Annotated in this window: 23 protein-coding genes; 10 read left to right on the top strand and 13 right to left on the bottom strand. The window is 72.8% G+C overall.

Translation table 11 applies throughout. The features are described from left to right. Positions 1 to 16: 16 nt before the first annotated feature. From OHA65_RS07900 to OHA65_RS07890, 3 genes are all read right to left on the bottom strand, one after another. The gene (locus OHA65_RS07900) at positions 17 to 499 is read right to left on the bottom strand and encodes a hypothetical protein (RefSeq protein WP_405759353.1); all 483 of its coding nucleotides are present in this window, start codon (positions 497 to 499) and stop codon (positions 17 to 19) included. A gap of 490 nt (positions 500 to 989) precedes the next feature. Continuing rightward, positions 990 to 1,148, bottom strand: coding sequence for a DUF6230 family protein (locus OHA65_RS07895; RefSeq protein WP_405761638.1), 159 nt, complete (start codon positions 1,146 to 1,148; stop codon positions 990 to 992). Further along, positions 1,079 to 1,363 (bottom strand): DUF6230 family protein, encoded by a 285-nt coding sequence (locus tag OHA65_RS07890; RefSeq protein ID WP_405763383.1) that lies wholly within the window; start codon positions 1,361 to 1,363, stop codon positions 1,079 to 1,081. Before OHA65_RS07890 ends, OHA65_RS07895 begins: the two co-directional genes overlap by 70 nt. Positions 1,364 to 1,419: 56 nt before the next feature. Here OHA65_RS07890 and OHA65_RS07885 point away from each other — a divergent pair, with 56 nt between their 5' ends. Then, positions 1,420 to 2,184, top strand: a complete 765-nt coding sequence (locus tag OHA65_RS07885) for a TetR/AcrR family transcriptional regulator (protein WP_328762115.1) — start codon at positions 1,420 to 1,422, stop codon at positions 2,182 to 2,184. Positions 2,185 to 2,331: 147 nt separating this feature from the next. Beyond that, complete coding sequence (locus tag OHA65_RS07880; RefSeq protein ID WP_327282411.1) at positions 2,332 to 3,504, top strand: acyl-CoA dehydrogenase family protein; 1,173 nt, start codon at positions 2,332 to 2,334, stop codon at positions 3,502 to 3,504. 54 nt (positions 3,505 to 3,558) lie between these two features. Here the strand turns inward: OHA65_RS07880 and OHA65_RS07875 are convergent, their stop codons facing one another. The 4 genes from OHA65_RS07875 to OHA65_RS07860 all read right to left on the bottom strand — a co-directional run bounded on the left by OHA65_RS07875 (position 3,559) and on the right by OHA65_RS07860 (position 6,137). Next, positions 3,559 to 4,431, bottom strand: a complete 873-nt coding sequence (locus OHA65_RS07875; RefSeq protein ID WP_327282409.1) for a ribosome-inactivating family protein — start codon at positions 4,429 to 4,431, stop codon at positions 3,559 to 3,561. 74 nt (positions 4,432 to 4,505) lie between these two features. Further along, a complete protein-coding gene (locus OHA65_RS07870; RefSeq protein WP_328762112.1) occupies positions 4,506 to 5,378 on the bottom strand; it encodes a Crystal protein ET79 in 873 nt (290 codons plus the stop codon). A 45-nt stretch (positions 5,379 to 5,423) separates the two neighbouring features. After that, the gene (locus tag OHA65_RS07865) at positions 5,424 to 5,684 is read right to left on the bottom strand and encodes a hypothetical protein (RefSeq protein ID WP_327282407.1); all 261 of its coding nucleotides are present in this window, start codon (positions 5,682 to 5,684) and stop codon (positions 5,424 to 5,426) included. 159 nt (positions 5,685 to 5,843) lie between these two features. Next, a complete protein-coding gene (locus OHA65_RS07860; protein WP_327282406.1) occupies positions 5,844 to 6,137 on the bottom strand; it encodes a hypothetical protein in 294 nt (97 codons plus the stop codon). A 160-nt stretch (positions 6,138 to 6,297) separates the two neighbouring features. Here OHA65_RS07860 and OHA65_RS07855 point away from each other — a divergent pair, with 160 nt between their 5' ends. The 3 genes from OHA65_RS07855 to OHA65_RS07845 all read left to right on the top strand — a co-directional run bounded on the left by OHA65_RS07855 (position 6,298) and on the right by OHA65_RS07845 (position 10,718). Further along, positions 6,298 to 7,935: a LuxR C-terminal-related transcriptional regulator gene (locus tag OHA65_RS07855; protein ID WP_405761635.1), complete on the top strand. Its 1,638-nt coding sequence runs from the start codon at positions 6,298 to 6,300 to the stop codon at positions 7,933 to 7,935. A 524-nt stretch (positions 7,936 to 8,459) separates the two neighbouring features. Then, a complete protein-coding gene (locus OHA65_RS07850) occupies positions 8,460 to 9,593 on the top strand; it encodes a hypothetical protein (RefSeq protein ID WP_328762106.1) in 1,134 nt (377 codons plus the stop codon). 15 nt (positions 9,594 to 9,608) lie between these two features. Further along, positions 9,609 to 10,718: a phosphotransferase family protein gene (locus OHA65_RS07845; RefSeq protein WP_327282403.1), complete on the top strand. Its 1,110-nt coding sequence runs from the start codon at positions 9,609 to 9,611 to the stop codon at positions 10,716 to 10,718. A gap of 19 nt (positions 10,719 to 10,737) precedes the next feature. On the opposite strand, the gene OHA65_RS07840 is transcribed toward OHA65_RS07845, so the two are convergent. Continuing rightward, positions 10,738 to 11,181, bottom strand: a complete 444-nt coding sequence (locus OHA65_RS07840; protein WP_327282402.1) for a hypothetical protein — start codon at positions 11,179 to 11,181, stop codon at positions 10,738 to 10,740. Between the two features lie 217 nt (positions 11,182 to 11,398). On the opposite strand from OHA65_RS07840, the gene OHA65_RS07835 reads away from it, so the two are divergent. The 4 genes from OHA65_RS07835 (at position 11,399) to fxsA (ending at position 15,389) form a co-directional block, all read left to right on the top strand. Further along, the gene (locus OHA65_RS07835; protein WP_030011705.1) at positions 11,399 to 11,839 is read left to right on the top strand and encodes an Lrp/AsnC family transcriptional regulator; all 441 of its coding nucleotides are present in this window, start codon (positions 11,399 to 11,401) and stop codon (positions 11,837 to 11,839) included. Between the two features lie 147 nt (positions 11,840 to 11,986). Further along, the gene (locus OHA65_RS07830) at positions 11,987 to 13,621 is read left to right on the top strand and encodes an amidohydrolase (RefSeq protein WP_327282401.1); all 1,635 of its coding nucleotides are present in this window, start codon (positions 11,987 to 11,989) and stop codon (positions 13,619 to 13,621) included. 325 nt (positions 13,622 to 13,946) lie between these two features. Further along, positions 13,947 to 14,726, top strand: a complete 780-nt coding sequence (locus OHA65_RS07825; protein ID WP_327282399.1) for a polyprenol monophosphomannose synthase — start codon at positions 13,947 to 13,949, stop codon at positions 14,724 to 14,726. A gap of 81 nt (positions 14,727 to 14,807) precedes the next feature. Beyond that, positions 14,808 to 15,389, top strand: a complete 582-nt coding sequence (gene fxsA, locus OHA65_RS07820) for an FxsA family membrane protein (RefSeq protein ID WP_327282398.1) — start codon at positions 14,808 to 14,810, stop codon at positions 15,387 to 15,389. 87 nt (positions 15,390 to 15,476) lie between these two features. On the opposite strand, the gene OHA65_RS07815 is transcribed toward fxsA, so the two are convergent. The 3 genes from OHA65_RS07815 to OHA65_RS07805 form a co-directional block, all read right to left on the bottom strand. Further along, the gene (locus OHA65_RS07815; RefSeq protein ID WP_007262928.1) at positions 15,477 to 15,851 is read right to left on the bottom strand and encodes an RNA polymerase-binding protein RbpA; all 375 of its coding nucleotides are present in this window, start codon (positions 15,849 to 15,851) and stop codon (positions 15,477 to 15,479) included. A 323-nt stretch (positions 15,852 to 16,174) separates the two neighbouring features. Then, on the bottom strand, positions 16,175 to 17,554 hold the full coding sequence (locus tag OHA65_RS07810) for an MFS transporter (RefSeq protein WP_328762101.1): 1,380 nt from the start codon (positions 17,552 to 17,554) through the stop codon (positions 16,175 to 16,177). A gap of 58 nt (positions 17,555 to 17,612) precedes the next feature. Beyond that, positions 17,613 to 18,383, bottom strand: coding sequence for a glycerophosphodiester phosphodiesterase family protein (locus OHA65_RS07805; protein ID WP_329312990.1), 771 nt, complete (start codon positions 18,381 to 18,383; stop codon positions 17,613 to 17,615). Positions 18,384 to 18,598: 215 nt separating this feature from the next. Between OHA65_RS07805 and OHA65_RS07800 the strand changes: the two genes are divergently transcribed. Further along, complete coding sequence (locus tag OHA65_RS07800; protein WP_327282395.1) at positions 18,599 to 20,101, top strand: PLP-dependent aminotransferase family protein; 1,503 nt, start codon at positions 18,599 to 18,601, stop codon at positions 20,099 to 20,101. 66 nt (positions 20,102 to 20,167) lie between these two features. Here OHA65_RS07800 and OHA65_RS07795 read toward each other — a convergent pair whose 3' ends face one another. Beyond that, the gene (locus OHA65_RS07795) at positions 20,168 to 21,823 is read right to left on the bottom strand and encodes a hypothetical protein (RefSeq protein WP_327282394.1); all 1,656 of its coding nucleotides are present in this window, start codon (positions 21,821 to 21,823) and stop codon (positions 20,168 to 20,170) included. Between the two features lie 50 nt (positions 21,824 to 21,873). After that, positions 21,874 to 22,068, bottom strand: a complete 195-nt coding sequence (locus OHA65_RS07790) for a hypothetical protein (protein ID WP_030162614.1) — start codon at positions 22,066 to 22,068, stop codon at positions 21,874 to 21,876. Positions 22,069 to 22,195 lie beyond the last annotated feature (127 nt).

Below are 22,195 nucleotides of genomic sequence, written 5' to 3'. Positions count from 1 at the left end.
GCCCCGGAGCCCGTCGTCACGAGGCCTCCAGTCGCAGCCCGTCGGTGACGATCACGTCCGAAGTGACCAGGGCCTGCTCCGCGCTGACCCGGGTCATGAAGACGAACGGCGGGATCACCGGGGGAGCGGGCAGTCCGTCCGGGCTGAAGGTGAGGCACAGCAGCCCATCGATGCAGCCGCTGAACTTCGGCAGGTACAAGGTCACGTCGCCCCGCAGCTCAAGGGACCTGGCGGCCAGGCCGTACTCCTCGCGCCCGTCACGGGTGCGCAGCCGGTAGTCCTCCAGTGATGCCGCGCGCACCTTCAACACCAGCACCCTCAGCGGTCCGTCGGCGGTCGCGACCTCGGTGACACCCGCGAACGCGAAGCCCTGCGGGGCGAAGAGCGAGGTCGTCACGGTCGGCGGAGTCCGGGCCGCCGGCGGCCCGGAGGCCGGACCCGCCGCCCTGGCGGGCGGGGCCCACGCCGTCGGCGCGGCGGCCAGCAGCAGCGGGAGCACGACGGCGAGCGTCCGAGGACGGCGCCGCCCGGGCCCTTCCCGTACGGCCCGTTCCCGCCCGGGCCACTCCCGGCGCGCACGGGGCCTGCGCGTCCGCCCCTTCCTCGTCCGCCGCCCCGTCGGGCAGCGCGCTCCCGGCGCTCCCGAGCAGCGTGCCGACCAGGAACCCGCCCAGGTTCGTCGCCACGAACGACAGCACGGACAGCAGCAGGGCGTGGACGCAGACGTACGCCGGGCCCGGGGCGCGCACCACAGGAACAGCCCCGCGGCGACCGGCGCGGCGCCGATCCCACCGCGGCGATCCCGCCGAGGCCCGGGCTCACCAGTACGGTCAGCGGGGAGAGCGGGACGAGCAGCAGCTCCGCCCCGCCCAGGAGGACGAGCAGACCGCCCCAGAACGGCCGGGTCCGCGCCAGGCGCGCAGCCGCCGCCGCTGCCGGGCGAGCGCCGGCCGGATGCGAGGGCGGGATGCGAGGGCGGTGGCGACGGCTCAGAAGCGCTTCGTGCCGTCCAGGTCCACGCTCACCCGCATGCCCTTGAGCCGGAAGTTCCCGCCCGTCGCGGGCCAGGCATGCGATTTCACGCCGACGACCTCGATGTCCCCCGCCTGCAGACCGAACTTCCCCGGCTCACCCCTGATGCCGTCCACCCGGCGAGGGTCGAGGCGTCCCGGCCGATCTGCGCCGTGCCGAAGGTCGCGTCGCCGTCGAGGTCCTCCCCGTCGATGACGAGGTTGCTCGCCGTGACCTGCCCGGCCGGTCCGCCGGCCGGGCAGCTTGAAGACCACCTTTCCCAGGGGGGTGTCCACCTCGGCGGCCTGGCAGACGTCGCTGCTACGTCGTCCGGTGCGCAGGGGAAGTGCATGAGACAGGTCTGCCATACTGCGGGCATCCTGTGGCAGTTCGAGGCTGGGGCCGAATTTGAATAATAGTCAACAGCGTGGTGCGAGCGGGCGTTCGCAGGTTCGCAGGACCGAACTCATAGGCATCGGCCGCAAGTTGTTCGCCGACACCGCATATGACGCGCTCTCCATGGACGACATCGCCAAACAGGCCGGCGTCGCCAAGGGGTTGATCTACTACTACTTCAAGAGCAAGCGCGGCTACTACCTCGCGATCGTCGAAGACTCGGTGGCCGAGCTCGTCGCGCGCGCCGCCGGGGAGCCCGACCTGCCCAAGGTCGAGCGGGTGCGTCGCACCATCGACGGCTACCTCCACTACGCCGAGCACCACCAGGCCGCCTACCGCACCATCGTCACGGGCGGAGTGGGCTCGGACGCCGAGGTGCGCGCGATCCGCGATGCGGTCCGCGAGGAGCTGGTGGCCACCATCGCCGAAGGCGCCTACGGGCGCCGCGCCATCCCGCCGATCGCCCGGCTCGCGCTGGTGGGCTGGCTGTCCGGGGTCGAGGGGACCACTTTGGAGTGGATCGGCGCCCCGGCCGCCGCTGCGGGGACGGGGACCGGCGTCGAGGCGGACTCAGGTTGGGGCGAGGACGCGGATCACGGCGCGGACGCCTCGCCCCGGCAGCCCGACCGGGCCCGGCTCGGAGCCCTGCTCGTACGCCAGCTGCGCGCGACTCTGACGGTGATCGGGGAGTTCGTCCCGGAGTGTCCGCCGCCGCCCCTTCCCGAAGGGGCGTTCGAGACGGTCGATGATCTTGCCCCGGTGACGGGACGCTCCTGATCGGGCATACTCAAGCCGCCGCAGCCACTGAACTGCCCCTTCCGTGATCCGGGAGGGCAGTATCGGCTGTGAGAGCACCGAGACCCGGCGGCGCGTCCCACACCTCACGCGTCGCCGCCGTGCCCGACGAGGGAGGAGAGCGCCGCCATGACTGACCGCGCCCCGCAGCCGGTGGACCGTCAGCTGCCCACCGAGGAGTCCCGGGATCTCCTCGCACTCGTGCGAGAGATCGCACAGCGGGAGATCCGCCCCGTGGCCGCCGACGAGGAGGACGCCGGGCGTTTCCCGCGCGCGATCTTCACCCTGCTGTCCGAGGCCGGCCTGCTCGGTCTTCCGTACGCCGGTGAGTACGGCGGCGGCGAGCAGCCGTACGAGGTCTACCTCCAGGTCCTGGAGGAGCTCGCCGCGGCCCGCCTGACCGTCGGGCTCGGCGTCAGCGTGCACTCCCTGGCCTGCCACGGCCTGGCCGGATACGGCACCGAGGAGCAGCAGAAGGCCCACCTGCCCGCCATGCTCGGCGGCGGCCTGCTCGGCGCCTACTGCCTCTCCGAGCCCGCCTCGGGATCCGACGCCGCGTCGCTGACCACCAAGGCCGTGCGCGATGGCGACGACTGGATCATCACCGGCACCAAGGCGTGGATCACCCACGGCGGCGTCGCCGACTTCTACACCGTCCTCGCGCGCACCGGCGGCGAGGGCCCCAAGGGCATCACCGCCTTCCTGGTGCCCGGCGACGCGGAGGGCCTGACGGCCGCCGTCCCCGAGAAGAAGATGGGCATGAAGGGCTCGCCCACCGCCCAGCTGCACTTCGACGGGGTCCGCGTCCCGGACACCCGCCGCATCGGCGAGGAGGGCCAGGGCTTCACCATCGCGCTGGCCGCCCTGGACGCGGGTCGCCTCGGCATCGCCGCCTGCGCCATCGGCGTCGCGCAGGCCGCCCTGGACGAGGCCCTCGCGTACGCCCTGGACCGCAAGCAGTTCGGGCACCCGATCGCGGACTTCCAGGGCCTGCGCTTCATGCTCGCCGACATGGCCACCAAGATCGAGGCCGGGCGGGCCCTGTACCTGGCCGCCGCGCGGCTGCGCGACGCGGGCAAGCCCTTCTCCCGCCAGGCGGCGATGGCCAAGCTGTTCTGCACGGACGCCGCCATGGCCGTCACCACGGACGCGGTCCAGGTCCTCGGTGGCTACGGCTACACCGCGGACTTCCCGGTGGAGCGCCTGATGCGCGAGGCGAAGGTGCTCCAGATCGTCGAGGGCACCAACCAGATCCAGCGCATGGTCATCGCCCGCCACCTGGCCGGCCCGGAATCGCGCTGACGGCGACGGGGCCGCGCCGGCTCATGGCCGGCGCGGCCCCGTCGCGTCATGCCGTCACCCGGGTCGCTTGACCATCGAGACGTATTCGGACATCTCGTTGAAGCCGTGGCGCGTGACACCGCCGAGGTTGAACGAGCCGCCCGCCCCCGGACGGGCCGTTTCGTTGAGCATGTACGTGGAGCCGGGCCCCCACTGGTTCTCTTCCTGGGCCTCCTGCGAGGTGATGGACGAGGACGAGGCGATCCCGTTGCGCACGGTGCTCTCGATGTTGCGGTAGCGGGTCCCCTCGCCGACCGCGGCGATCGCGTGGATGAGCGCCCTGCGCACGGCGTCCCGGTCCTGGTTGCCGTCGGCCGCGTGGCGCCACAGCGTCTGGAAGTGGCCCTGCAGGCCGGCCAGGGTGATCGACAGGGTCCTGCGGTTGGCGTCGCCCACTTCCAGGCCCTGGTTGCCGTTGCTACTGCCGTAGCTACCGCTGTAACCGAGATTGACCGCATTGCGGCCGAGTATCTGGCCGAGGTTGTACTGCGGATCGGTGAACTGGAAGACGGGGCCGCCGCCCCCGGCGGTCGCGAAACCGCGCAGGTACAGGTCCTGGGCCGTCACGTAGAGGCTGAGCCGGCGGCCCTCGGGCAGGGCGACGACCACCTCGATGATGTCGTTGGCGTTGCGGGTCTGCCACACGGTGCGGTTGCCGTGGCCCCGCAAGATGGTGCCGGTCTGGTGCAGCGAGAGGATGAAGCGGGTGTACTCGGCGGCGGCGTTGCGCTGGTCGCCGGTCAGGTCCCAGTTGTACTGGACCTGCTGGATGCCCACGGCCTGGGCGGCGGGCGCTGCGGACGGTGCTTCGGTGGCGGCCTGGGAGGCGGGGGCCGTCGCGCCGAGCAGGGCGAGACCGAGGAGGGCCGCGGGAAGGGTCTTGCGCATCGGGGTCCTTCGTACGAGAGGGGATTCGTGGGTTGCTGTCGGCGCCGGTGTCGCCGCCGGTGTCGGTACCGGCATCAGTTCACGGCGAAGGTGACGTACGCGTTGTCGCCGGCTCCGCCCGAGGTGGTGCAGCGGTGCGGCGCGGGGACCTGGCACTCGTACTTGTTGCTGCCCGAGAAGGGGTTGTCCCAGCGGATGGAGACGGTGCCGCCGCCCGCCATCGTGTAGTTCGCGTAGCCCTCGGTTCCGGTCATGAAGCCCTCCGACTCGCTCGCCCACGAGGCGCCGGCGCCGGGGTTGATCAGGGACGGCGGAAGGCTGTTGGCGGTCCAGATGCCGTGGGACAGCCCGGCGCCGGTGCGGGCGAGCAGCGTGCCGCTGTTGTTGATCACTCGGACGGCGGTGCTGCGGGCGGCCTGGGCCGTCATCTCCGTCGACGCGGCCCGTGCCGCGAACGCCGCGGGTCCGCCGGTCAGCGTGAAGTTGACGGTGGCGTTGTCGCCGCCCCCGCCGGTACGGGTGCAGGCGTAGCCGGTCGGCGCCTCACAGCTGTAACTGTTCGAGCCGGCGTACGGGTTGTTCCAGTGGATCTTTATTGGTTGACCGGTCGCCGTGACCCGGTAGGTGGTGTAGCCCTCCGTCCCGGTGAGCATGCCGCACGAGCGGCTGCCCCAGGAGGTGGTGATGCCCTTGGCGATGTAGTCCGGCGGCAGGGCGTCGTTGTTCCAGCAGCCGTGGGGCAGGTCGGAGCTGACCCGGGTCAGCTGCTGGCTGGTGCTGTTGCTGAAGACGACGTCCGTACTGCGGGCCGAGGACGCGGCGACGGGCGACGGACCGGCGGCCGGTGCGGCCTGCGCCGCGGGGGCGAGCGCGGTCGCCCCCGCCGCCAGCGCGGCGACGGCGGTGAGCGCGGAGGCCCACCGGGCCCGGGAACGGGTCAGCTGCATGGGGTGTGTCCCTTCGAGTCGTGAGCGGGGGCGCGGTGGTGCGGATCAGTCGACGTAGAACAGCTGGTACTGGTTGTTCCAGGTCGGGTTGCATTCGTAGCGGCTGAAGAGCCCGAGCGCGATGCTCAGCGAGCCGGCCTGGATGCACTGAGAGAAGGACGGGTAGGTCCCGCCCGGCTCCCGGTAACCGGCAGTGGCCGCCTGGGCGTTCGCCGCGCCACCGACGCCGAGCAGTAGGGCCGTGCCCGCGCAGAGGGCGACGGCGAACGAGCGGCGGCGGGTCGAGGCCGCGATGGCTGATCTCATGGGGATTCCTTTCGGGCATGCCTCATCGCGCCGCGGCGGTGCCGGGCTCATCGAAGAGGAAGGGGGGAGCAGGAAGAGAAGGAGACTGGGTCGGGCCCACATCCACCCAACCGGCGGCGGATGGTGTCCGCCGCCCCCGCACCCGGTCTCCCGGATGGTTCAGTTCAGCGGCTTGCCGGGGCACACGGAGCTGCCCCACGCCGTGGTCACGGGGCAGGGCTTGTCGCCGTGGCCGCCGCCGCCGTTTCCGTGTCCGTTGCCGCGCCCGTCGTGCGAGTCGTCGTGGCCGCCGTCGGCCCTGTCGGCGAGTTCGTGGCCCGCAGTGACCCGGACGCCGGAGCCGGCGGGGCCGTCGGTCGTGTCGGCGCCGTGGCCGGTGACGGCGGCGCCGCCCAGCCACAGGCAGGCCGCGAAGGCCAGTCCCGCCGTCAGTCGCAGGGTTTTGACGTTCACGGCAACTCCTCTGTCGGGCAAGGGCGTCGGGGGCGGCGAGGGCGCCGTTTCCGCCGTTTCCGCCGGTTACGAGGACGACTCTGCCAGGGCCCGCTGGCACCCGGCAGGCCTGGAAGGGATCATGTGGATGCCATGCATCTTTAGGAGGCAAGCGGTGGAAATGGGCGCGGATTCAGGAACAGGCGTACCCCGACTCGACGAACCGGCGACCCTGCTGTACCGGTGGACCCTCGTCCACGGCCGGCTCACTCCCACGACGCTGCCACGCGCCGCGGCCGAGACTGGCCTCAGCGAGCAGGCCTGCACGGGGGCGATCGCGCAGCTCGCGGAGGTGTACCTGTTCCAGCCGCTGCCCGGCGGCAACGGGGGAGGAGAGGACGCCGACGCGGGCTGGCGGGCCGTGAGCCCGCAGTCGGCCGGCGCGCAGGTCCTCGCCGAGAAGGAGACCGAATTACGGGCCCACGAGGCGGACTTACGTGAGCAGCGCGAACAACTCCAGCGGCAGCGCGACGGATTCAGCGCCCTCGTCCCCGTCTACCTCCAGGCCCGCCGGGACACCTTCCCCGAGGGGACCATCGACCACCTCCCGGACCAGTTCGCGGTCCGCGCGCTGCTCACCGAGGTCGTCGACACCTGCCGCAGCGAGGTCCTGGTCTCCAAGCACGGCGGCTCCTTCCCGCCGGCCGCGCTGCGCGAGGCGCTGCCCCGGGACCTGGCCCTGCTCGCCCGCGGGGTTCGGATGCGCAGCCTCTACCAGCACGCCACCCGCTTCGACCAGGCGACCCGGGTGCATGCCGAACAGCTCATCGGTGCTGGTGCGGAGATCCGCACGCTGCCCGAGGTGCTCCCGCAGATGATCCTGGTCGACGGCCAGCTCGCCCTGCTGCCCGCCCGGTCCGGTGGCGCGCTGGTCATCCGCGAGCCCGACCTGATCGGCTACCTGCTGGACGTCTTCCAACGGGACTGGGCGAACGCCACCCCCTTCGCGACCGGCCCACAGGCGGCCCACGGCGTATCGGAGGCCATGAAGCGGAGCATCCTGGTGCTGCTCGCCAAGGGGCTCAAGGACGAGTCCATCGCCCGGCGGCTGGGAGTCTCCCTGCGGACCTGCCGCCGCCACGTCTCCGAAATCCTGGACGGCCTCGGGGCGCACAGCCGCTTCCAGGCGGGGGTGATAGCGGAGCGGAAGGGCCTGACCGGCCACCCGGTCGCCGCCCCGGCGGTCCCTGCGCGGGAAGCCCCCGTCGGGGAGGCCCCGACTGCCGCGGCACCCGAACCGGTGCCGGACCTCCAGAAGACCGCGGCCAAGAGCGGGACCGGGACCGACGCCGGGGCCGGAACCGGCGCGGAAGCCGCAGCCCGGGCCGGGGTCGGGACCGGAGTCGGAACCCGGGCCGAAGCCGGGGTCGGAACCCGGGCCGAGGCCGGGGTCGAGGCCGGGGTCGGAGCCCGGGCCGAGACCGGGGCCGGGGCTGGAACCGGCGCGGAAGCCGCAGCCCGGGCCGGGGCCGAGGCCGGGGCTGGGGCCGAAGCCGGAGCCGGAACCCGGGTCGAAGCCGGGGTCGAAGCCGGGGTCGAAGCCGGGGTCGGGGCCGGGGTCGGAACCCGGGCCGAGGCCGGGGCCGGGGCCCGCCCGGGGGTCGGGAGCCCGCCGCGCTGCCCTGGGTGCGACCGTCCGCTCCCCGTCGCGGCCACCGCCCAGCGGCAGGGCCGACCGCCCCGCTACTGCTCGGCGCCCTGCCGCTCCCGCGCCTATCGGGCCCGGCTCAAGTCACGCCAGGCTCCGGACGCCCCGTGACGTAATCGCCCACCGCGACACGAAAGTCGACGAACCGCCTGCCCGGTGCGCAGCTTCAGCTGCCGTGGAGCGGTCCGGCCGGCCAGATCGGAGAGCCGGCGACCCGAGACCACTCCGGATCGCGGCGACCCGGCAGGGTGCGTCCGTCGTCGGCCCAACGAGCCAGCAGCGCATGGTAGATCGGCGGGTCGGACTGCCGCTGCGGAACCGATTCTTCGTAGCCGGGCGGCGCCGGACGCCGTCGCTGCCCCGTTCTTGCCCCAGGGGTTTCGAGCGTGGTCATACGAGGCCAACGCGCCACTCGACCCACGGGTAACCGCCAGCGCCCGCCGGGTATCCGTTCGAGGTGTCCCCGTCGCGCCGGCCCGATCCCCTTCCCGGAGTGGCCAGACGTGCCGGGATGTCAGGGAGTGACAGAACTCTGGCCCCGGGCCCAGTATCTGACGTACCGTCATATCCGCCGAGCTGACGCCGCAGCCCGCGGCCCCGCACCCCGCCCCACCACGCCGTCCAGGAGGTTTGCCATGCCCGCGGACCGACCCGTACCCCTCGACGAATACCCCGTCCACCAGGCCCCGTTGTCGATGAAGCACCTCGTCAGCGGCGACCGGAACGCCTATGACCGCTGCATCTTCCACGTCTTCGACCATGCCGGCCGGGCCGTCCTCATCCTCGGCCTCGGCGTCTACCCCAACGCCGGGGTCATCGACGCCTACGCCACCCTGCGCACCGGCGACGAACTCCTCGCCGTCCGCGCCTCCGACGCCCTCACCGACGACCGCATGAACCTCTCCGTCGGCCCGCTGCGGATCACCGTCGACGAACCCCTGAAGCGGATCACCCTCCAGTGCGACGCCGACCCCGCCGATCCCGACGGGCTCTCCTACGACATCACCTGGACCGCCGAGTTCCCCGCCGTCTGGGAACCGCACCACGTGCAGCGGCGCGGCGACCGCCTCATGCTCGAAGGCCGCCGCTTCGTCCAGGCCGGGCACGTGACCGGCACCATCCGCGCCAAGGGCCGGGAGCACGCCCTCACCCCCCACGAGTGGACCGGCACCCGCGACCGCAGTTGGGGCGTGCGCCCCATCCCCGGCGAGGACGGCGGCCGCGCCGCCGAGGAGCACCGGCCCGAAGGCTTCCACTGGCTCTGGATCCCCGTCCGCTTTGAGGACCGCTTCGTCATGGTCATCGCCCAGGAGGACGCCGACGGGCACCGCACCCTGAACGAGGCCGTCCAGGTCTTCCCCGAGGACAGCGGCCGCCACGACGTACAGCTCGGCTGGCCCCAGACCGAGATCCGCTACCGCCCCGGCACCCGCCACCCCGAGAGCGCCGTCGTCCACCTCGCCGACCCGGCCCGCAAACCCCTCGAACTCGGCGTCGAGATCCTGAACTCCTCCCCGCTCGCCGTCGGCGCGGGCTACCCGCCCGCCGCCGACTGGCAGCACGGCACCTGGCAGGGCCGCGGCTGGAGCGACCGCCGCACCTACGACCTCTCCGACCCCACCGCCCACCCCGTGGCCGCCTTCGGCGTCACCGACCATTCCGCCCGCTTCACCCTCGACGGGCAGACCGGCTTCGGGATCTTCGAGCACGGCAGCTTCGGCCGCCACGACCCGAGCGGCTTCACCGACTACGGCTCAGTGGCCCAGTAGAAGAAAGGGGAAGTCATGGCAGCACCGGCACCACGCCCGCGCACCTCCACCCGCGAACCCGAGGAACTCGGCCGGCGCCTCGAAGCCTGGCTCGACACCCAACTCCCCGGCGCGAAGGTCACGGGCGTCCGCGTCCCCGGGTCCAACGGCATGTCCAGCGAGACCCTGCTCTTCGACATCGAACACCCCGACACCCCGGTCCGCGCCTGCGCCCTGCGCCTCGCCGCCGACCCGGCCGCCTACACCGTGTTCCCCACCTACGACATGCCCCGCCAGCACCGGGTGATGAGCCTGGTCGCCGCCCACACCGACCTGCCCGTCCCGCGCGTGCTGTGGCTGGAGCAGGACCCCGGACCGCTCGGCGCGCCCTTCTTCGTCATGGCCCGCGCCGAGGGCCGGGTCCCGCCCGACGTCATGCCCTACACGTACGAGGGGAACTGGCTGCACGCCGCGAGCGGCTCCGAACGCGCCGCACTCCAGGAGGCGAGCATCTCGCTGCTGGCCCGGCTGCACGACCAGTTCCCCGCCGAACGGGCCGAGTTCCTCCTCCCCGAAGGGACCGGCAGCCCCCTGCGCCGCCACGTCGACGCCCAACGCGCCTACTACGCCTGGGTGGTCGAGGGCCTCGCACCGTCCCCGCTGCTGGAGCGGGCCTTCGACCGCCTGGAGGAGCTGTGGCCCGCGGACGAGGGCCCCGCCGTCCTCAACTGGGGCGACGCCCGCATCGGCAACGTCGTCTACCAGGCCGACGGGTTCGAGCCGGTGGCCGTCCTGGACTGGGAGATGGCCGCGTACGCCCCGCGCGAGGTCGACCTCGGCTGGACCGTCTACCTCCACCGCTTCTTCCAGGACCTGACCGTCGGCTTCGGCCAGAGCGGCCTACCGGACTTCCTGCGCCGCGCCGATCTGGAGCGCCGGTACGCCGAACTCACCGGACACACCCCGCGGGACATGGAGTTCCACACCCTGTACGCCGCCCTGCGGCACGGGATCGTGATGCTGCGCATCGCCTACCGGCAGGCGTACTTCGGCGAGGTCGCGGTCCCGGTGAACGCCGAGGAAGCGGACGGACTGATCCTGCACCACGCCAGCCTCAGGGCAATGGTGCAGGGCACGTACTGGTAAACCGCGGCCGGGAAGGCCGTCAGGCGGCCTGCGCGTGCTGCCGCATCTGCGGCAGCAGCGTCGGCGCCGGCATCTGCACGGGACGCGAACCGGGACCGCCGACGTGCGAGAACGGCTGAGTGCGCCAGTCCAGACCTTGCGGCAGGTCCAGCAGCACGACCTCAAGCTCCTGGGACGCGTCGGGGCCCGTGCCGACGGTCGGCAGCGCCTCGGAAGCCGGGCGGCCCGTGCCCGCGCACACCGTGAGCCCGAACGGGTTCCACGGGGTCAGGCAGTGCGCGTGCTCCGGCAGGTACTCCTCGTCCGCGACGAGGGCGATCGACTGGCCGCAGTCCGGGCAGATCGCGTGGTGGATCTCGAAGCCGTCGAACCCGTCGGCGTCTTCGAGGTACTCGTCGTCGCCGGCGTCGGCGAATTCCAGGGGCTCCGGTTCGGTGCGACCGGCGCGCTTGGTGTTCTGCATGGATGTACTCCCCCTTGGGTGGGCCGGGCGGGCTGGTTCTACGGCCTCGGCCACAGCAAGCACTTCCCGCCGCGCGGCACGAGTAACCACAACATCCCGCCGTACGCCTGCATACCCTTGTGGCTTTGGTCACATGCCCGCCGCAGGTGCCACTTGTGGCCGGACAGCACTGTGCCTGAACCGCCCTTGGGCCTTAGGTTGAGCGGCTATGAGCGCAATGGAGGAGCTGGACCGCCAGATCGTGGATCTGCTCGTGCGGGACGGGCGGATGAGCTACACGGACCTGGGCAAGGCCACGGGACTGTCCACGTCGGCGGTCCACCAGCGAGTACGCCGTCTGGAACAGCGCGGGGTGATCCGCGGGTACGCGGCCGTCGTCGATCCCGAAGCCGTGGGCCTGCCCCTGACGGCCTTCATCTCGGTGAAGCCCTTCGACCCGAGCGCGCCGGACGACATCGCAGACCGGCTGGCCGGCGTACCCGAGATCGAGGCCTGCCACAGCGTCGCGGGCGACGAGAACTACATCCTCAAGGTCCGTGTGGCGACCCCGCTGGAGCTGGAGGACCTCCTGGGTCGCCTCCGCGCCCTGGCCCACGTTTCGACCCGCACCACGGTGGTCCTCTCCACCCCGTACGAAGCGCGCCCGCCCCGCGTCTGACTCCTGTGGACCCGGGGCCTCGGGCCCCTCGTGCAGCTCGGCGCCGGGGCGCGTCCCCGGCTCCGGCCCGCTGCACCGGACTCCGTCCGGCCGGCCGTCCGCGGGGGCGCGGTCGAGGCGGGCCCGCGGACCCGCGAAACTGTGGGCATGACTGACCGCACCGCCAGCTCCCTCGACGCCGCCGGAGCCTCCGCATCCGAACGGACCGTCCTCCTCCGCGGGGGCGAGGTACACAGCCCCGCCGACCCCTTCGCCACCGCGATGGTCGTCGAGCGCGGACACATCGCCTGGGTCGGCTCCGAAGGCGCCGCCGACGCCTTCGCACAGGGCGTCGACGAGGTCGTCGACCTGGACGGGGCGCTCGTCACACCCGCCTTCACCGACGCGCACGTCCACACCACCTCCGCCGGGCTCGCCCTCACCGGCCTGGACCTCACCGGCGCCGCCTCCCTCACCGACGCCCTGCGGCTCGTCCGCGCGTACGCCGAGGGCCGCCCCGGCGACCGGGTGCTCCTCGGCCACGGCTGGGACGCCGCCCGCTGGCCCGAGCGCCGCGCACCCCGGCGCGAGGAGCTCGACGAGGCCGCCGCCGGCCGCCCGCTCTACCTCAGCCGCATCGACGTGCACTCCGCCGTCGTCACCACCGCCCTGCTGGACCTCGTCCCGGCCGTCTCCGTCCGCGGAGACGAACCGCTGACCCGCGACGACCACCACGCCGTCCGCAGGGCCGCGCTCGCCGCCGTCACCCCCACCCAGCGCGCCGAGGCACAGCGGGCCGCCCTCGACCGTGCCGCCTCCCTCGGCATCGGCTCCGTCCACGAGTGCGGCGGCCCCGACATCTCCTCCGCCGAGGACTTCGCGGACCTCCTCAACCTCGCCCGCGAGCGGTCCGGCCCCCGCGTCTTCGGGTACTGGGCCGACCGCGACCTCGAACAGGCCAAGGAACTCGGCGCGATCGGCGCCGCCGGCGACCTCTTCGTGGACGGCGCCCTCGGCTCCCACACCGCCTGTCTGCACGCCCCGTACGCCGATGCCGGCCACACCGGCACCGGCTACCTCGATGCCGCCGACGTCGCCGCGCACGTCGCCGCCTGCACCGAGGCGGGCCTCCAGGCCGGTTTCCACGCCATCGGCGACGCCGCCCTCACCGCCGTCGTCGAGGGCGTCCGCGCCGCCGCCGACAAGGTCGGCCTCGCCCGCGTCCGCGCCGCCCGGCACCGCGTCGAACACGCCGAGATGATGACCCCCGTCACCATCGCCGCCTTCGCGGACCTGGGCCTCACCGCCTCCGTGCAGCCCGCCTTCGACGCGGCCTGGGGCGGCGAGGACGGCATGTACGCCGACCGGCTCGGCGCCGAGCGCGCCCGCTCCCTGAACCCCTTCGCGGCCCTGCTCAAGGCCGGCGTGCCGCTCGCCTTCGGGTCCGACGCGCCCGTCACCCCGTTCGACCCCTGGGGCACCGTCCGGGCGGCCGCGTTCCACCGCACCCCCGAGCACCGGATCTCCGTAAGGGCCGCGTTCACCGCCCACACCCGGGGCGGCTGGCGTGCCCTCGGCCGCGACGGCGCGGGCGTGCTGGTGCCCGGCGCACCCGCCGACTACGCCCTCTGGGAGACCGCCGAACTGGTCGTCCAGGCCCCCGATGACCGGGTCGCCCGTTGGTCCACGGACCCCCGTTCGGGGACCCCCGGACTGCCCGACCTGACCCCCGGCGGCGATCTGCCGGTGTGCCTCGCCACCGTCGTCGGCGGGCGGGAGGTATTCGTACGGCCACAGGGGTGATCCGGTCGGCCTCGGTTCGGTACGGGCACTCGGACCCGGATAGGTTCGGCCGGGTCCACCACCGGACGTCCGTACCGGGCGGATCCGTCTGCTCAGCGCGCCCGCGCCTCGGGGGCGAGGGAAGGTTTCGCCGGACGGGGGTCCCCCCTGCTCCGAAGGGGCTCGGGGGAGGGTGGCCCGGTCGGGACCCCGCGGTCCAGTAGACAACGGTCACGGCGACCCGCAGCCAGCGGGAGCCGGACCGGCCCGAAGGACCGCGGGCCCCGACCACTGTTCTAAAGTCATCCTCTGTGACAGGACGTACAAGAACACGAAGGCGGACCCAGTGAGCGACGGCGGACAGCGGGCCCACGGACCGCTCGGGACGGCCTTGGTGATCATTCCGACCTTCAACGAGGCGGAGAACATCGGGACGATCGTCGGCCGCGTGCGCGCGGCGGTGCCCGAGGCGCACATCCTGGTCGCGGACGACAACAGCCCCGACGGCACCGGCAAGATCGCCGACGAGCTGGCGGCCGGCGACGACCACGTGCACGTCCTGCACCGCAAGGGCAAGGAGGGCCTCGGCGCCGCCTACCTGGCGGGCTTCTCCTGGGGCCTGGAGCGCGACTACGGCGTCCTCGTCGAGATGGACGCGGACGGCTCCCACCAGCCGGAGGAGCTACCGCGGCTGCTCACCGCGCTGGCCGGGGCGGACCTCGTCCTGGGCTCGCGATGGGTGCCGGGCGGCCGGGTGGTGAACTGGCCCAAGAGCCGGGAGTTCCTCTCGCGCGGCGGTTCGACGTACTCCCGGCTGATGCTGGACGTCCCGATCCGCGACGTGACCGGCGGCTACCGGGCCTTCCGCCGCGAGACCCTGGAGGGGCTGGGCCTGGACGAGGTGGCCTCCGCCGGCTACTGCTTCCAGGTCGACCTGGCCCGCCGGGCCGTCCACCAGGGCTTCCGCGTCGTCGAAGTGCCCATCACCTTCGTCGAGCGCGAGTTCGGCGACAGCAAGATGAGCAAGGACATCGTGGTGGAGGCCCTCTGGCGGGTCACGCAGTGGGGCCTCAAGGCCCACGCGGCGAAACTGACCGGCCACGACAAGGGCCCCAAGCAGACCTGACGGGGTACCGGCCGGCCCCTAGGGGATGTCCGGTACCTCCGGCTGAGGCCGCTTTTACGCCACCCCAGGCACACTGGGGGTATGACGACCGGCGTTCCCCTTTCGACGGCCCCCCGACGGCGCTCCCGCGCCCGCACGCTCCTTCCCCTGGCGGTCGCCGCCTGGCTGATCCTGGAGATCTGGCTGCTCGGCCTGGTCGCCGGTGCGGCCGGCGGGCTGACCGTCGCCGCGCTGCTCGCGGCCGGGATCGTGCTCGGCGTGGTGGTCATCAAGCGGGCCGGGCGGCGTGCCTTCAAGAACCTGGCGAACACGTTCCAGCAGGCCCAGCAGGGGCAGCAGCCCACCGGGCAGCAGCCGGGCGGGGGCAACGGCCTCACGATGCTGGCCGGCCTGCTCCTGATCCTGCCCGGTCTGCTGTCCGACGTGGCGGGCCTGCTCTGCCTGCTCCCGCCCGTCCGGGCCTGGATCGGCCGCCGGGTGAGCGGCTCCCTGGAGCGCAAGATGGCCACGGCCCCGGCCGGCAGCTTCGGCGACGCCTTCCAGCAGGCCCGCATCCACCACCCCGACGGCAAGGTCGTCCAGGGCGAGGTCATCCGCGAGAACGAGCCGCAGCAGCCCGGCCCCGGCCCCAGCACCGGATATCGGCCGCCTCTGGCGCCCTGAGCCTGCGCGCAAGAGTCCGCGAACGAGCCGAGGGCCCCCACCACAGGTCGTGGTGGGGGCCCTCGGCTCGTACCTTGCGTCCGGCTGTCAGGCGGACTTGCGGCTATCCCGCGGATGCACGGCAATGTTCATGGCGCCGGAACGCAGGACCGCCAGCCTCTCGGCCAGCACCTCCTCCAGTTCCTCGCGGGTGCGCCGCTCCATGAGCATGTCCCAGTGCGTTCGCGCAGGCTTGCCCTTCTTCTCTTCGGGCCCGTCCCCGTCAACCAGGAGTGCCATGGCGCCGCACGCCTTGCACTCCCACTCCGGCGGAATCTCTGCCTCAACCGAGAACGGCATCTCAAATCGATGTCCGTTCTGGCATGCGTACTCCACCGCCTGGCGCGGGGCCAGATCGATGCCGCGGTCCGTCTCGTAGCTGGTAACCACGAGCCGCGTACCGCGGAGAGCTCGCTCACTCATGAATCGTGCCTCCCGGGCTTGTCGCCCACAGGACAGGTGTCGCTGTCGTCGTCATCCGGTCAACGTCCGGTCGGCGGTATAGATTCCCGCTCCGGGTGATGCGTCGCCCGTCGTGCCGCCCCTTGTTGTACCCACCAATGCCCGTTTTGTCACATCTGGCAGCAGATGTCACCCAACGTCTTCACTTCTTTAGCGCGCAGTAACGGTCCGCCTGGCAGGCCAAAGGCGTACACTACCGGCCCTTCGCTTCAACGTCGAAATCCGTTCGGAATTCGTATGAAGATCCGGGTCCGGTGCGCTGTCGGGGCGGCCCTCGGATCCGTTCAGATCCGCTCGGGAACAGGATTCCCCGCCGCCTCCACCGCACGCCGCACCGGCACCCGTGCCAGGAGCACGAAACCCAGTGCGAAGAACACCACCAACGAGATGATCGCCTGCCGGTAGCTGCCCGTGACCTGGTACGTCAGGCCGAAGACCAGCGGCCCCACCCAGCTCACCCCGCGGTCGCTCATCTCGTACGCCGAAAAGTACTCCGCCTCCTTGCCGGCCGGCACCAGGTGCGAGAACAGGGACCGCGACAGCGCCTGGCTGCCGCCGAGGACCAGTCCGATCATCGAAGCCAGTACGAAGAACCACACCGGCGCACCGGCCGGGAGGAAGAAGCCGGCCGCCAGGGTCACGGTCCAGGCCACCAACGAGCCCAGGATGGTCCTCTTCGCGCCGTACGCGACGGCCAGCCGGCCCATCCCCATCGCGCCCGCCACCGCGAGGATCTGCACCAGCAGCACCGCCGTGATCAGCGTGGAGTCCTCCAGCCCCAGCTCCTCCTTGCCGTACACGGACGCCTGCGAGATCACGGTCTGGATCCCGTCGTTGTAGACGAGGTACGCCAGCAGGAACGACAGCGTCAGCGGGTGGCGCCGCATGTCCTTCAGGGTCGCGACGAGCTGCTTCCATCCCGACCCGGCGGCCGCGTGGCCGGCGCCCGAGCGGACCACCGCCCGGTCCCGCAGCCGACGCAGCGGGATGATCGCGAACGCGCCCCACCACAGGCCCGCCGAGGCCAGGCAGATCCGCACCGCCGCGTCCTTGGAGACCCCGAAGGACTCGTGCGACTGGAACAGGACCAGGTTCAGGACGAGCATGAAGGCGCCCGCCGTGTAGCCGAACGCCCAGCCGCGCGAGGAGACGGTGTCCCGCTCCGACGGTTCGGCGATCTGCGGCAGGTAGGAGTTGTAGAGCACCATCGACACCGACATCGCGGCGTTCGCCACGATCAGCAGGACGCCGCCGAGCAGGTAGCGGTCGCCGCCCAGCAGGAACATCGCGGTGGTTGCCGCCGCTCCGGTGTACGCCGCCGCCGCGAGCAGCGGCTTCTTGCGGCCCGTACGGTCCGCGGCAGCGCCCACCAGCGGCATCACCAGCACGGCGACGATCACCGACATCGAGACGGCGTACGCGAAGAACGAGCCTGACCGGACCGGGATCCCCAGCGGGTGGACGTACCCCTGCGCGTCCTGGGCGGCCTCGGCCATCGTCGTCAGGTACGGGCCGATGAACACCGTGAGCACGGTCGAGGAGTAGACCGAGCACGCGAAGTCGTAGAAGTACCAGCCGTGCTGCTCGCGCTTGCGTTCGGCCGCGCCCGGCGCAGGCCCCTCGGGCGCGGTCCCCGCGCCCCGTTCCGTGGTCTCCGCACTCACCGGTGTCCCCCTCGTTCCCGTCCGGCACGGGGAGGGTGCCACCGGCGGTCCTGGCAGGTCAGGCCCAGGCTCCGCGCTGGTCCAGCACCGTGCGCAAGATGTCGATCTGGTCGGTCATGATGCCATCCACACCCAGGTCGAGGAGAGCCTCCATACGTTGCGGTTCGTTCACGGTCCACACGTGGACCTGCAGGCCCCGCTCGTGGGCCGTCCTCACGAACCGCCGGTCGACGACCCGGATGCCCGCCTGGGTCTCCGGAACCTGCGCCGCCACCGCCCCGACCCGCAGGGCCGCCGGGATCGCGTACGAGCGAAGGCGCAGCCCGAGCACCCCGCGCACGCCGTACGAGGTCGCCAGCCGGGGCCCCGCGATCTTCTGGGCGCGGGCCACCCGGCTCTCCGAGAACGAGCCCACGCACACCCGGTCCCAGACGCCCGCCCGGGCGATCAGGTTGACCAGCGGGTGCAGGGCCGACTCGGACTTGACGTCGATGTTCCAGCGGGTGTCGGGGAACTCCTCCAGGAGCTCCTCGAACAGCGGCAGCGGCTCGGTGCCAGCCACCCGCGCCTCGCGGACCTTGCTCCAGGTCAGCTCCGCGATCCGGCCGTGCCCGTCGGTGACCCGGTCGAGGGTGGAGTCGTGGAAGGCGACGAGCTTCCCGTCGGCGGTGGCGTGCACATCGGTCTCGAAGTACCGGTAGCCCGCGTCGGCGGCCCGGCGGAAGGCGGCGGCGGTGTTCTCCAACCCGTCCGCGGCGCCTCCCCGGTGGGCGAAGGGGATCGGAGCCGGGTGGTCCAGATACGGATGGCGAAGGCGTACGTGCGTCACCCGCCGCAGTATGCACCGTGTGACCGGTGGGGAGTGAGCGGCCGGATGGCTGCCCGGTGAACGCCGACCGGTGAGCCCGCCGGTGGAGCCCCAGTACCCCCCACCCCCTGGTCCGTGTGGACCCCGGCGTGACAGGCTGTCGGTGCGGAAGCGATCCAATACCGGCAGCGCCCGGGGTCGGGCGGGGCCAATTCGACGAAGGTGGACCGGACAACATGGCAGAGTGGACCTCGGCGGTGGGTGCCGCACAGCTCGCCCGTCTCATCACCTCCCAGCAGGAGCGGCCCGGCGTCCCCGGGGCGCGGAAGCTGCCCGCCTACCGCACCCTCGCCGACGGCATCCGGCTGCTCGTCCTCGAAGGCCGTGTCCCCGTCGCCGCCCGGCTGCCCGCCGAGCGGGAACTGGCCGTCTCCCTCTCCCTCTCCCGCACCACCGTCGCCGCCGCTTACGAGGCCCTGCGCGGGGAGGGCTTCCTGGAGTCCCGCCGCGGCGCCGGCAGCTGGACCTCCGTACCGGCCGGGAACCCGCTGCCCGCCCGGGGCCTGGAACCGCTGCCGCCCGAGTCCCTCGGCTCGATGATCGACCTCGGCTGCGCCGCGCTCCCGGCCCCCGAGCCCTGGCTCACCAAGGCCGTACAGGGCGCACTGGAGGAGCTCCCGCCGTACGCGCACACCCACGGGGACTATCCCGCCGGGCTCCCCGCCCTGCGGCGCATGCTCGCCGACCGCTACACCGAGCGCGGCATCCCCACCATGCCCGAGCAGATCATGGTCACCACCGGCGCGATGGGCGCCATGGACGCCATCTGCAGCCTCTTCGCCGGGCGCGGGGAGCGCATCGCCGTCGAATCCCCGTCCTACGCCAACATCCTCCAGCTGATGCGCGCCGCCGGGGTCCGGCTCGTACCCGTCGCGATGGCCGACGGCCTGGCCGGCTGGGACATGAGCGTCTGGCGGCAGGTGCTGCGCGACGCCGCACCCCGCCTCGCCTACGTCGTCGCCGACTTCCACAACCCGACCGGCGCCCTCGCCTCGGAGGAGCAGCGCCGCGCCATGGTGGAGGCGGCCCGCTCCGCCGGCACCGTACTCGTCGTCGACGAGACCATGGCCGAGCTCCAGCTGGACCCCGAGCTGGAGATGCCCCGCCCGGTCTGCTCCTTCGACCCGGCCGGCTCCACCGTCGTCACCGTCGGCTCGGCCAGCAAGGCCTTCTGGGCCGGCATGCGGATCGGCTGGGTCCGCGCGGCCCCCGACGTCATCCGCAGCCTGGTCGCGGCCCGCGCGTACGCCGACCTCGGCACGCCGGTGCTGGAGCAGCTCGCGGTGCACTGGCTGATGCGGTCCGGCGGCTGGGCGGAGGCCGTGGAGATCCGCCGGACCCAGGCCCGGGAGAACCGGGACGCGCTGGTCACCGCGGTCCGCCGGGAGCTGCCGGACTGGGAGTTCGAGGTGCCGCAGGGTGGGCTGACCCTGTGGGCGCGCGCGGGCGGTCTGTCCGGCTCCCGGCTGGCCGAGGTGGGGGAGCGGGTCGGCGTGCGGGTCCCCTCCGGGCCGCGGTTCGGCGTCGACGGGGCCTTCGAGGGCTACGTCCGGCTGCCGTTCACCGTCGGCGGGCCGGTGGCCGAGGAGGCCGCGGCCCGGCTCGCGGCGGCCGCCCGTCTGGTCGGCACGGGCGCGGGCGGCAGTGGTGCCGAGCCCCCGCGCACGTTCGTGGCGTAGGGCGCGGGCCAGGACCGGAGCCGGGTAGGGGCCGGGGCGGGGCCGTCGCCGGGGCGGGGACGGAGCTCAGGGGCCCACGGGCCAGGGGCCGCGGGCGGGCGGGGCCTCTGCCGGGACCTCCTCGTTCTCCTCGGAGTCGATCGACGGCCCCGGCGGCTGCACGATGTGCAGCGGCTTCGTCAGCGTCACCCGGCCCGGCCCGCCCGGGGCCGGCAGCTGCCGTGCCGGCAGCAGCTCCTGCACCGCCCGGCGGTGCTCCGGGTGCGTGGCGTCGTCGTACGGGTCCGGCGTGGCGGGCACCTGCACGCGGTGCACGGGACCCGAGCCGAGCCGCGCGTACCCCCGGCCCGGCGGCACGTGCGCCGTCGGCGTGGTGTGCGGCGGCAGCCCGAGCACGTCGGTGATCTGCTGGATCGCGGCCGGCCCCAGCACGACCCGGGCCCGGGTGTGCTGCCAGACGGCGTCGTTCAGCAGTTCCAGGTGGTCGAACTGCTCGGCCACCACGACGGTGACGTGCGCGGCGCGCCCGTGCCGCAGCGGAACCTGGAGCTGGGCGAGGGGGTCGGGGCCGCCCTCGGCGGTCGCGAGGTGCGCCAGCACGCTGGGTCGGTCCAGCACGATCCACAGCGGACGCCGGGTGTCCTCGGGCGCCGGGCGGCCGGCCTCGCGCGCCCGGTGCGCGGCCATCAGCCGCCGCTCGGTCTCGCGCGCCGCCCACTCCAGGGTGGCCAGCGCCCCGGCCGGACCGCATTCCACGGCGAGCACGCCCGTACGCCCGGACAGGCAGGAGAACTCCCCGCTGCCGCCGCCCTCGACGATCAGTACCTCGCCCCCGTGGTGCAGGGCCTGGAGGGCGATCGAGCGCAGCAGGGAGGAGGTGCCGCTGCCGGGCCGGCCCACGGCGAGCAGGTGCGGCTCGGTGGAGCGGGGGCCGGTGCGCCAGATCACCGGGGGCACGTCGCGCGGCTCGCCGTCCTCCAGGACGGGCAGGGTGCGCTGCACGCCGCCCGCATCGGTGAATCCGAGCACGGTCTCGCCGGGCGAGGTGACGAACGGTTGGGCGGCGATCCCCGTCGGCAGCGGTGCGAGCACCGTGAGGTCGAGCTGGTTGCCCTCCTCGTCCCAGTCGAAGTGGTACTCGCGCCCGCGCCCGGACTTGGCGTGCAGCAGGGCCTCGATCCGGGCCCGCGAGGCAGCCTCGCCGTCGGTGAAATAGGCGGGGTAGCGGATCCGGAGCCGGGTGACGCGGCCGGCGTCGTCGAAGGCGTAGTCGCTGAACGCCCTGTCCCACTCGGCGCCGTGGGCGAAGAGCGGGTTCGGGTCCTCGGGGGTGGAGAAGTAGGGCACGAGGGCCTCGTACAGGGAGCCGAGCCGTTCGCTCTCGGCGTCGCTCGGCCCGGTCTTCGCGGGGGTCCGGTCGCGTCCCTGCCAGGCCGCCGCCGCCATCAGGGTGAACAGGGAGATCGGGGGGCCGTAGGGGACGAGCGCGACCACGAGGACGCAGGCGGCGCCCAGGAACAGCGCGGGACCACGCTTGTCCTTGGGGGTCTGCGCCCACTTCTGCCGCCCGGCCGAGGCCAGGATGCGCAGGCCGCGGCCGATGACGAGGAGCGGATGGAGGACGTCCGTGGCGCTGTCGACGGCCGTGCGAGCGAGGTCGCGGCCCCGGGCCAGCGATGTGGTGCCGCTGCTGAGGATGCGGGGGAGTGGGCGCCGGGCCACGGGCGTCTCCTGGAGTTGTCGTGGTGCGGGACGGTCCGGTCGGGTCGGCGCTAGAGCTTGATCCCGCCGAGCAGGCTCGCGAGGCTCGCCGTGCTCGCCGTGATGCTCGGGGCGATGGCGGATCCGGCGAGGAAGAAGCCGAACAGCGCGCAGACGAACGCGTGGGACAGCTTCATCCCGTCCTTCTTGAAGAAGAGGAAGGCGATGATGCCGAGCAGGACGACGCCTGAGATGGACAAGATCATGAGAGGTTCTCCTGGTGGGTGGGGACAGTCACCATCAGTTGTTCCAGGCTCACAGGAAGTATCAATGCGATAAAAGGTGCATACGGGTGAATCCTGGCTTTTTTCACTTGGCCGGAGCAGCCCGACT

It is taken from the genome of Streptomyces sp. NBC_00045, from assembly GCF_045041095.1.
In the GTDB taxonomy this organism is placed as follows: domain Bacteria; phylum Actinomycetota; class Actinomycetes; order Streptomycetales; family Streptomycetaceae; genus Streptomyces.
Note: the sequence above shows the minus strand (reverse complement) of the source record. Positions and strands in the feature narration are given on the sequence as shown.